This window comes from Micrococcus sp. ACRRV (assembly GCF_022346985.1).
In the GTDB taxonomy this organism is placed as follows: Bacteria; Actinomycetota; Actinomycetes; order Actinomycetales; family Micrococcaceae; genus Micrococcus; species Micrococcus porci.
Window position 1 is genome coordinate 18,581 of the sequence record NZ_JAKRNH010000023.1, and the last position, 8,586, is coordinate 27,166.

At 73.9% G+C, this 8,586-nt stretch carries 9 protein-coding genes; 3 read left to right on the plus strand and 6 right to left on the minus strand.

The genetic code is table 11. From position 1 onward, the window contains the following. Positions 1–541: 541 nt before the first annotated feature. Positions 542–1,780: a 30S ribosomal protein S6--L-glutamate ligase gene (rimK, locus tag MHY29_RS04200; protein ID WP_239238342.1), complete on the minus strand. Its 1,239-nt coding sequence runs from the start codon at positions 1,778–1,780 to the stop codon at positions 542–544. Positions 1,781–1,806: 26 nt separating this feature from the next. Between rimK and MHY29_RS04205 the strand changes: the two genes are divergently transcribed. Both MHY29_RS04205 and MHY29_RS04210 read left to right on the plus strand, forming a co-directional pair. Then, positions 1,807–2,394, plus strand: a complete 588-nt coding sequence (locus MHY29_RS04205; RefSeq protein ID WP_370643442.1) for an ATP-dependent zinc protease — start codon at positions 1,807–1,809, stop codon at positions 2,392–2,394. A gap of 101 nt (positions 2,395–2,495) precedes the next feature. Further along, complete coding sequence (locus MHY29_RS04210) at positions 2,496–3,665, plus strand: succinylglutamate desuccinylase/aspartoacylase family protein (RefSeq protein WP_239238353.1); 1,170 nt, start codon at positions 2,496–2,498, stop codon at positions 3,663–3,665. Between the two features lie 60 nt (positions 3,666–3,725). Here MHY29_RS04210 and MHY29_RS04215 read toward each other — a convergent pair whose 3' ends face one another. The 5 genes from MHY29_RS04215 to rpsF form a co-directional block, all read right to left on the minus strand. Beyond that, a complete protein-coding gene (locus MHY29_RS04215) occupies positions 3,726–5,033 on the minus strand; it encodes an NAD(P)/FAD-dependent oxidoreductase (protein WP_239238343.1) in 1,308 nt (435 codons plus the stop codon). 365 nt (positions 5,034–5,398) lie between these two features. Continuing rightward, complete coding sequence (rplI, locus tag MHY29_RS04220; protein ID WP_239238347.1) at positions 5,399–5,863, minus strand: 50S ribosomal protein L9; 465 nt, start codon at positions 5,861–5,863, stop codon at positions 5,399–5,401. 28 nt (positions 5,864–5,891) lie between these two features. Continuing rightward, positions 5,892–6,131: a 30S ribosomal protein S18 gene (gene rpsR, locus MHY29_RS04225; protein WP_224355990.1), complete on the minus strand. Its 240-nt coding sequence runs from the start codon at positions 6,129–6,131 to the stop codon at positions 5,892–5,894. Positions 6,132–6,331: 200 nt separating this feature from the next. Next, positions 6,332–6,910, minus strand: a complete 579-nt coding sequence (locus tag MHY29_RS04230; RefSeq protein WP_239238349.1) for a single-stranded DNA-binding protein — start codon at positions 6,908–6,910, stop codon at positions 6,332–6,334. A gap of 61 nt (positions 6,911–6,971) precedes the next feature. Further along, the gene (gene rpsF, locus MHY29_RS04235) at positions 6,972–7,277 is read right to left on the minus strand and encodes a 30S ribosomal protein S6 (RefSeq protein WP_224355988.1); all 306 of its coding nucleotides are present in this window, start codon (positions 7,275–7,277) and stop codon (positions 6,972–6,974) included. 972 nt (positions 7,278–8,249) lie between these two features. Here rpsF and MHY29_RS04240 point away from each other — a divergent pair. Beyond that, positions 8,250–8,480, plus strand: a complete 231-nt coding sequence (locus MHY29_RS04240) for a DUF559 domain-containing protein (protein ID WP_224355987.1) — start codon at positions 8,250–8,252, stop codon at positions 8,478–8,480. Positions 8,481–8,586: the final 106 nt, after the last annotated feature.

Sequence of the window (8,586 nt, forward strand, 5' to 3'; positions counted from 1 at the left end):
GCATCCCCGCCCGGCCGCCCGCCCCCATGCAGGCGGGGGCGTGGCGGTCCCCGGGGCGACGGTCTGGACGGATGCGCGCCTGTCAGTGGTCACCTGCGGCCAATACCCGCCCTCGCGTTGGGGATACCACGGGACACTACGCGCGGCGGGGAGGTCGGGCAACCGCGTTTTCCACAGCCTGTGTGGACAACATGGGGATTCGGCGGCGTGTCGTGTGCACATGCTGGGGAGAACCCTGGGGAGAACTCCTCGGATCCGCGGCCCATCCGCCTCTGACATGGGACGATGCAGTGAGAAGAAAGGTGCGCCCAAGTTCTTCCACCCCGCCTCGGCCCGCTCCGACGACTTGACAGATGGTGGATTCGAGGTGAACAGCCCCACCGCCGCCCGCCTGACATGCTCTCTTTCCACACCGCCGCCCGCGTCGTCCACACGTGTGGACAACTTCTGTGGACAGATCCGTTCGATCTGGGGACGGCCGCGTTGACGCGGCCCCCGCCGCGGGTGTTCACTGCCCCGCCGTCGCCCGTGGGGGCGGGGCTCAGCTCTCCCCGGACTCCGCGTCCGGGCGGACCGCCGGCTCGACGGGCGGGGCCTCGATGATGGGGTTCTTCGGCAGCTTCTTCACCCGCTTGGGGCGCTGGGAGCGGGCCGGGATGAGCGCCCGCATGTTCTCCGTCTTGCCGAAGCAGAGCAGGCGGTCGCCCTCCTCGAGGACCTTCGAGTCCGCGGGATTGGGGAACACGGAGGCGCCGCGATGCAGCGTGAGCACCTGCAGGTCCTTCTCCAGCAGGCCGGAGTCCTCGATGCTCTGACCGGCCATGTCCGAGCCGGCCAGCACGGCGATCTCCGCCACGCCGTACCCGGTGGACACGGCCAGGCGCTGGCGCACGTCCACCTCCGGGAACCCGGCCTGGTCCGCGATGTAGTCCACGATCGCCCCGGCCACGTCCAGCGTGGTGGCGCGCTCGATGCCCTCCAGCCCGGGCGAGGAGTTGACCTCCATGACCAGGGGACCGTCCTCGCCCTCCAGCATGTCCACGCCGGCCACGCGCAGGCCCATGATGTGGGCGGCGCGCACGGCGGTCTCGGCGTACTCCTCGCTGAGCTCCACCTGCTCCACGGTGCCGCCGCGGTGCACGTTGGAGCGGAACTCGTCCCCCTGCGCGCGACGGCGCATGGCGGCCACCACGCGGTCCCCCACCACGAGGGCGCGGACGTCCTTGCCCTTGGACTCCTCCACGAACCGCTGGATCAGCACCTGCTGGTTGGTGCCGTGGAGGGTCTCGATGATGGCCTCGGCCACCTTCTTGGTGGGAGCCAGGATGACGCCGATGCCCTGGGTGCCCTCGAGCAGCTTGATGACCACGGGGGCGCCGCCGACCATGTCGATCGCCGTGGAGACCTCGCCGCGGTTGCGCACGAACACGGTGGCCGGCTGGGCGATCCCGTGGCGGGAGAGGATCTGCGAGGCGCGCAGCTTGTCCCGCGAGTTCATGATGCCCGCGGCCGTGTTGGGCGTGTACACGTCCATCTGCTCGAACTGGCGGACCACGGCCGTGCCGAAGTACGTCACCGAGTTGCCGATGCGCGGCAGCACGGCGTCGTAGCTGGAGAGCGGCTTGCCGCGGAACATCATGTCCGGCTCGTCGCCGGCCAGGTCGATCCCGAATCGCAGGGTGTCGAGGACCTTCACGTCGTGCCCACGGTCCAGCGCCGCCGACTTCAGACGCTGCGTGGAATAGGCCCGCAGGGAACGGGAGAGGATCGCGAGCTTCACCGGGGGCACCTGCCAAGATGGGTCACGTGACGGAATCCAACCACACCCCGGGCCGCGCCGCCGCTCGTCCGCCCCACGGGGACGCGCACGACGCCGCCACCCGCCCCGCGCAGGCCGACGCCGACGCGCGCCCCGTGCGCGAGGCAGCGCCCGGCGTCGTGGTGGGCTGGCGCGAGTGGGTGGGCCTGCCCGAGGCGATGACGCCGTGGATCAAGGCGAAGATCGACACGGGCGCCCGCACGTCGGCACTGCACGCGTTCGGGATCGAGCGGTACACGGGCGCAGACGGGGCCGCGCGGGTGCGGTTCGAGGTGCACCCCTGGCAGGCCTCCGCGGCCGACGCCCGCCTCGTGGACCTGCCCGTGGCGGACCTGCGCGCCGTCCGCTCCTCCAACGGCGAGGTCCAGGAGCGCGTCGTGGTGATGATGCCGCTGCGCCTGGCCGGGCGCACCGTGGACGCCGAGGTCACCCTCACACACCGCGACGAGATGGGCTTCCGCATGCTCGTGGGCCGCACCGCGCTCGCCCAGGGCTTCCTCGTGGACCCGGGCGCCTCCTACCTGGGCGGCCGGCCCCCGCGCGGCGTGCGCCGCCGCAACCGGGGCCACGCGTGAGCGCCCCCCAGGAGGATCCGGACCGCGGCGGCCGAACCGGGGACGAGGCCGCCGCGGAGAAGGCGACCGGCCGGCGTCGTGCCTCCCGCGCGCCCTTCGAGCTGGCGGGCGTGGAGGTCCGCCCCGGCCGCCGCCACGAGGTCTCCCTGCCCGTCTCCCGGCTGGTCACGGGCGCGGAGGTCACCCTGCCCGTGCACGTGCTGCACGGGCGCGAGGACGGCCCCACGGTCTGGGTCTCCGCGGCCGTCCACGGGGACGAGGTGGCGGGCATCGAGATCGTCCGCCGCGTGCTGGAGCGGCTGAAGCCCTCCCGGATGCGGGGCACACTGCTGGCCCTGCCCATCGTCAACGTGCTCGGCGTGATGACCGGGGACCGCTACCTCCCGGACCGCCGGGACCTCAACCGGTCCTTCCCCGGCGCGGCGCGGGGCTCGCTGGCCGCGCGGATCGCGCACCTGATGATGAGCGAGGTGGTGAGGCGCTGCGAGGTGGGGATCGACCTGCACACCGGCGCGGACCGGCGCTCGAACCTCCCGCAGATCCGCTGCGACCTCGAGGACCCGCGCACCCGCGCCCTCGCCGAGTCCTTCGGCGCCCCCGTCCTCTTCCACGCCCGGCTGCGGGACGGCTCCCTGCGCGCGGCCGCCCGGGAGACCGGGGCCCGCGTGCTCCTCTACGAGGCCGGCGAGGCCTGGCGGTTCGACGAGTACGCGATCTCCCCCGGCGTGGAGGGCGTGCTGCGCGTGCTGGCCGCCCTGGGCATGGTGGCCGCCGAGGACGTGGGCCTGGCCACCCCGGTGGACGCCCCGGCTCCGCTGCCCGGCGAGGTCCCCGAAGACCGCACCACGGAGGTGCCCGAGGCGCTCGACGCGACCGGCAGGGACACCGGCGGCGTGCACGCGGACGTGGTGGACGGGGACCTGGCCGCCCCGCACCGGGTGTGGCACTCCCGCTGGGTGCGCGCCCGCGCGGACGGCCTGGTCCACCTGGACGTCGCCCTGGGCGAGCAGGTGACGGCCGGCGACCGGATCGGCGCGCTCTACGACTCCTTCGGGCGGCGCCGGTCGGACGTGAAGGCCGAGCTCACCGGCGTGGTCCTCGGCCGCACCGAGGCCCCGCTGGTGCACCGCGGCGACGCGCTCGTGCACATCGGGGAGCTGGACGGCCGCCCCGCCGGCACGTTCCCGGCCCCGTCCGCGGGCCGGCGCACCGCCCCCTCGGTCGCCGAGGGCGATCCCGGGGCCGAGGCGCCGCCGGCGGCCACGCCCTGACGCGCGACGCCGGCCGCCTCCGGGTGGGGGCGGCCGGCGTCGTGCGCGGGAGGGGTCCGGTCAGCCGAGCGGGATGCGGCCCTTCAGCGAGCCGAGGTCCGCGACCGGCTCCTGGGCGGTCCGCTCGATGAGCGCCCGGGCCTGGGGCACGGAGTCCCACACGTTCCACAGCAGGACGCCGCGGACGTGGCCGGCCTCGTCCGCGTAGTACACCACCGCGGTGGAGGGGTCGGGCCGGCCGTCCTCCCCGGTGGCCAGGTCCACCACCGTGCGGTGCCGGGTGTCCAGCTCGCCGATGGCCTCGTAGCCGTAGTCGAAGAGGTCGGCCCAGAAGAACGGGGTGTGCGTGTACGCCTGGTCCGCGCCCACCATGTTCCGGCCGGCCGTGGCGCCCTGGGTCTCGGCGGCGTCCGCGTGCTCCACGCGGCGCTCGCCCAGGAGGGCGTCCGGGAACGTGGCGATGTCGCCGGCCACGTAGACGTCCGGGGCGGAGGTGCGCAGGCGGTCGTCCACCCGCACGCCCTGGTCCGCGAGCGCGAGGCCGGCGGCCTCAGCCAGCGTGGTGCGCGGGCGGACGCCGAGGGCGAGCACGAGCAGGTCGGCGCGCAGCTCGGTGCCGTCCTCGAGGCGGGCGGTGACGGCGTCGCCGGACTCCGCGGCGGAGGCCAGGCGGCCCTCCACGATCCGCACGCCCTTCTCCTGGAAGGTCGCCTCGACCGCGGCGGAGAGCTCGGCGGGCAGCATGCGCGCCAGCAGCGGACGGTGCGGCACCACCAGGGTGACGTCCGTCCCCGCCATGGTCAGGCCCGCGGCGAGCTCCGTGCCGATGTACCCGCCGCCCACCACGACGGCCGTGGTGCCCGGGCCGGAGGCCTCCTTGAGGCGCCGATAGTCCGCCACGGTCCGGTAGGTGTGCACGCGCTCGCCCTGGGGGATCCCCGCGGCGACGGGCTCCGCGCCGGTGGCCAGCAGCAGCGAGCCGTAGCCCACCGTCCGGCCGTCCACGGTCACCGTGTGGGCCTGCGGGTCGATCGCCGTGACCTCGGCGCCCAGGCGGTACGCGGTGCGCTCGCCCGGGGCCGTGCCCTCCGAGTCCGGGGTGACCAGGATGGAGTCCTCCACGTGGGCGTCCGCGTCCGCCCACAGGGTCTTGGACAGGTCCGGCCGGTACACCGGGGCGGCCGTGTCCGCGCTCACGACGGCGACGCCCGCCTCGGGGGCGAGCTCGCGGATGGACTCCACGGCCTTTGCGGCGGCCATGCCGCCGCCCACGATCACGTGGTCATAGCGCTCGGCCAGCGGGGTCTGCGTGGCGATGGCCTGGCCGGTCGGGTCCAGGTCGGGGGTGGTGGTCTTCTGCTCGGACATGGTCGAACCTCCTCGGAACGGTCCTTCACTTTTGTAAGAACATCATCCCCCTCGACGGCGGCGGAGGGAAGGCCCGCCCGACGCGCGCCCCCGGACACCACGGTCATCAGCGAGTAGAAGATCATCGCGAGGAAGAAGTACGTGACCCCCACCAGCACGAAGGGGCGCGTCCACAGCCGCTGCGAGGCGGGGTGGGCGCCGGAGGGCGCGGGAGGCTGCGCGGCCGGGGACATGCCTGCCACTGTGCCCCGATCCCGCGGGGACGGCCCGGGCCCCGGGCACGACGCCGCCCCGCCCCCTCGCGCGGAGGGGACGGGGCGGCGTCGGCGTGGCCCCGGTGAGGGGGCCGGCTCAGAAGCGGACGATCACTTCTTGGAGCCCTTGGCGGCCACGACCTGCAGGGCGACGGTCGCGGTGACCTCGTCGTGCAGGCGGACCTGGGCCTCGTGGTTGCCCACGGTCTTGATGTGGCTCGGCAGGGTCACCGAGCGCTTGGACACGGAGCCCAGGCCGGCGGCCTCGATCGCCTCGGCCACGTCGGCGGCCTGGACGGCGCCGAACAGGCGGCCCTCGGCGCCGGCCTTGCGGTCGATGCGCACGGTGGCGGACTGCAGCTTGGCGGCCAGGGCCTGAGCCTCCTCGAGGTTCGCCGTGGCGCGCGCGGCGCGGGCGGCCTTCAGGGACTCGACCTGCTTCTCACCGCCCTGCGTCCACACGGTCGCGAAACCGCGGGGCAGCAGGTAGTTGCGGGCGTACCCGTTCTTCACCTCGACGACGTCGCCGTCGATGCCGAGGCCGGGGACCTCCTGGGTCAGGATGAGCTTTGCCATCTTGGATTCCTCTCCTTCGCTCGCTCGATCAGCCGCGGCCCGCGCCGGCGTACGGCAGCAGGGCGACCTCGCGGGCGTTCTTGATGGCCTGCGCGATCTTGCGCTGCTCCTGGACGGTCACGCCGGTCACGCGACGGGCGCGGATCTTCCCGCGGTCCGAGATGAACTTGCGCAGGAGAGCGACGTCCTTGTAGTCGATCTCGGTGATCTTCGCCGCCTTGAGCGGGTTGGACTTCGGTTTGGGCTTGCGGAGTTCAGCCTTCGCCATCGTGGTGCTCCTTCTTGTTGGGAGCCCGCAGAACGGTTCTGCGGGATGGGATCCCCGCGCTCGGCGCGAGGGTGCGCCGCGGCGGTGCCGCGGTGCGGGGATGTGGCCAGCCGGGGCGGGCCTCCGGGCGACGAACGCCCGGACGGGTGTCCTGCGGGTGTCCCGGGTCGGGACGACGGCTCCGGGGGAGCCGGGGTCGATCAGAACGGGGGCTCGCCGTTGGACGGGGTGTCCCATCCACCGCCGCCGTTGCCGGACCAGGGGTCCTGCGCCGGGGCCGACTGGCCGCCGCCGGAGGGCTGTCCCCAGCCGCCCGACTGCTGCTGGCCGCCGCCGAAGCCGCCGCCGCCCTGCGGGGAGCCGCCGAAGCCGCCGCCCTGCTGGCCGCCGCCGAACCCACCGCCGCCGCCACCGCGCTGCGAGCGCGTGACCTTGGCGGTGGCGAACTTGAGCGCGGGGCCCACCTCGTCCACCTGGAGCTCCCAGGACGTGCGCTTGTTGCCCTCGCGGTCCTGGTAGGAGTTGGCCTTGAGACGACCCTGGACGATGACGCGCATGCCCTTGGTCAGGGACTCGGCCACGTTCTCAGCGGCCTCGCGCCACACCGAGCAGCGGACGAAGAGGGCCTCCTCGTCCTTCCACTCGTTGGTCTGACGGTCGAACGTGCGGGGCGTCGACGCGACGGTGAAGTTCGCGACGGCGGCGCCGTTCGGGGTGAAGCGCAGCTCGGGGTCGGCGGTGAGGTTGCCGACCACGGTGATGACGGTCTCTCCGGCCATGGTCACTCCTGTGTTCGCGGGGTGGGGTGTGCGGGCGGGGGTGTCCCGACCCGGGGGAAGATCACTCGGCGGAGATCTTCTGCTCCTCCGGGCGGATGATCTTGGTGCGCAGGATGGTCTCGTTCAGGTTCAGGACGCGGTCCAGCTCCTGGGTGGCGGCCGGCTCGGCCGTGAAGTCGACGACCACGTAGATGGCCTCGGACTTCTTCTGGATCTCGTAGGCGGTCTTGCGACGACCCCACACGTCGATCTTCTCGACGGTGCCGCCGGCGTTCGTGACGACCTCGAGGTACTTCTTCAGGGTCGGCTCCACGGTGCGCTCGTCGACCTCAGGGTCGATCAGCACCATCAGCTCATAAGCACGCATGCGAACCCACCTCCTCTGGGCTTGCGGCCACGGTCTCTCCGTGGCAGGAGGTTCTGTGCTCGTCCCCCGCGCGTCAGTCCACACTCTTGGCGGCACGCAGGGAATCCTGGCAAGTCTACCACCGGCGGCAACCGGGTGGGCTGTGGACTGGGCCGGCCGGGCCGGGGCGGGCCGGGGTGCCCCGGACGCCCGGCCCGTCGACCCCCGCGATGCGCGGCGCCGCGCCGGGGCGACGGCGGCCACGCCCACGTCCCGTCCTGCACAGCACCCCCGCACTCGGCGCGTCGTCCCCGGCCACGCAGTCCGCCACCGCACGACGACGGAACTCCGCCTTCCATGGTGAACATGCCCCGATCACTGACCGACGCCGACCGTGCCCGCGTCCAGGGCCTGGACTCCCCGTCTTCCCGCTCGCGCTCGCCGAGCTCGCGGGCGTCCGGGGTAGTCGTGGCCGTCGCGCCGACCTGCGTGCCGTCGGCCGCGGGCTGCGGGCACGCCGCGGCGAGGAGCCGACCCCGGCCGAGCTGGCGGTCGCGGTGGCCCGCGCGGATCGCAGCGTCGTCGTCACCCACGCCACCGCCGCCGCACTGTGGGGCATCTGGCTCCCTTCGGCAAGTCCGCAGGAGGCCCACGTGACTCGGCTGCGCGGGCGGCAGCGGGCGGTCTCGGCGTGGAGGAGCTGACCATCGCCGGGGACTCCCTGCTGCGCCGGCCTGACAGCCCCCGCGGCGAGGCCGCCCTCCCCGTGGCGCACCCGCTCGCCGACCTCACCGGGCTGCGCGCCGTCGTCGAGGGGAGGGCGAACCTGCGCGGGAAACGGCGGCTCCTCGCGGCGCTCGAGCACACGCGCTCCGGCTCCGGCTCTCCGATGGAGTCCCGCCTGCGGCTTCGGCTCGTGGCGGCGGGAGTGCCGGAGCCGGAGCTCAACGTGCGCGTGCCCCTGGGCCCGGACAGACGGACGGGCGCAACGAGGTGGACGGGCCCCGTGACCTGGTGTGGCGCGAGGCGCGCGTCGCCATCGAGTACGAGGGGGCCCACCACTTCGAGGATGCTGACCAGTACCGGCGGGACATGCGCCGTGACGAGGAGCTGCGCGCCCTGGGCTGGGTGGTGCTGCGAGTGGACCGCGACGTCTGGACGCCGCAGGGGTGGGAGGTGTTCCTGGGCCGGCTGGGCGCCGCCCTCGCCCGGTGGTCATGCTGACGTCGAGTGGCTTCGCGTTCCACCGGATCGCGCCGATCAGGCGGAACGCGAAGCCACTCGATGGGGAGGTACGCGGCCGGGCTCCGCCGCGCGGTCCCGCCCCCTC

Excerpts from the sequence above, each read along its gene's own strand:
- rpsF (WP_224355988.1), bottom strand. The coding sequence starts at position 7,277 with ATGCGTGCTTATGAGCTGATGGTGCTGATCGACCCTGAGGTCGACGAG.
- MHY29_RS04215 (WP_239238343.1), bottom strand. The coding sequence starts at position 5,033 with ATGTCCGAGCAGAAGACCACCACCCCCGACCTGGACCCGACCGGCCAG.
- MHY29_RS04230 (WP_239238349.1), bottom strand. The coding sequence starts at position 6,910 with ATGGCCGGAGAGACCGTCATCACCGTGGTCGGCAACCTCACCGCCGAC.
- rpsR (WP_224355990.1), bottom strand. The coding sequence starts at position 6,131 with ATGGCGAAGGCTGAACTCCGCAAGCCCAAACCGAAGTCCAACCCGCTC.
- rplI (WP_239238347.1), bottom strand. The coding sequence starts at position 5,863 with ATGGCAAAGCTCATCCTGACCCAGGAGGTCCCCGGCCTCGGCATCGAC.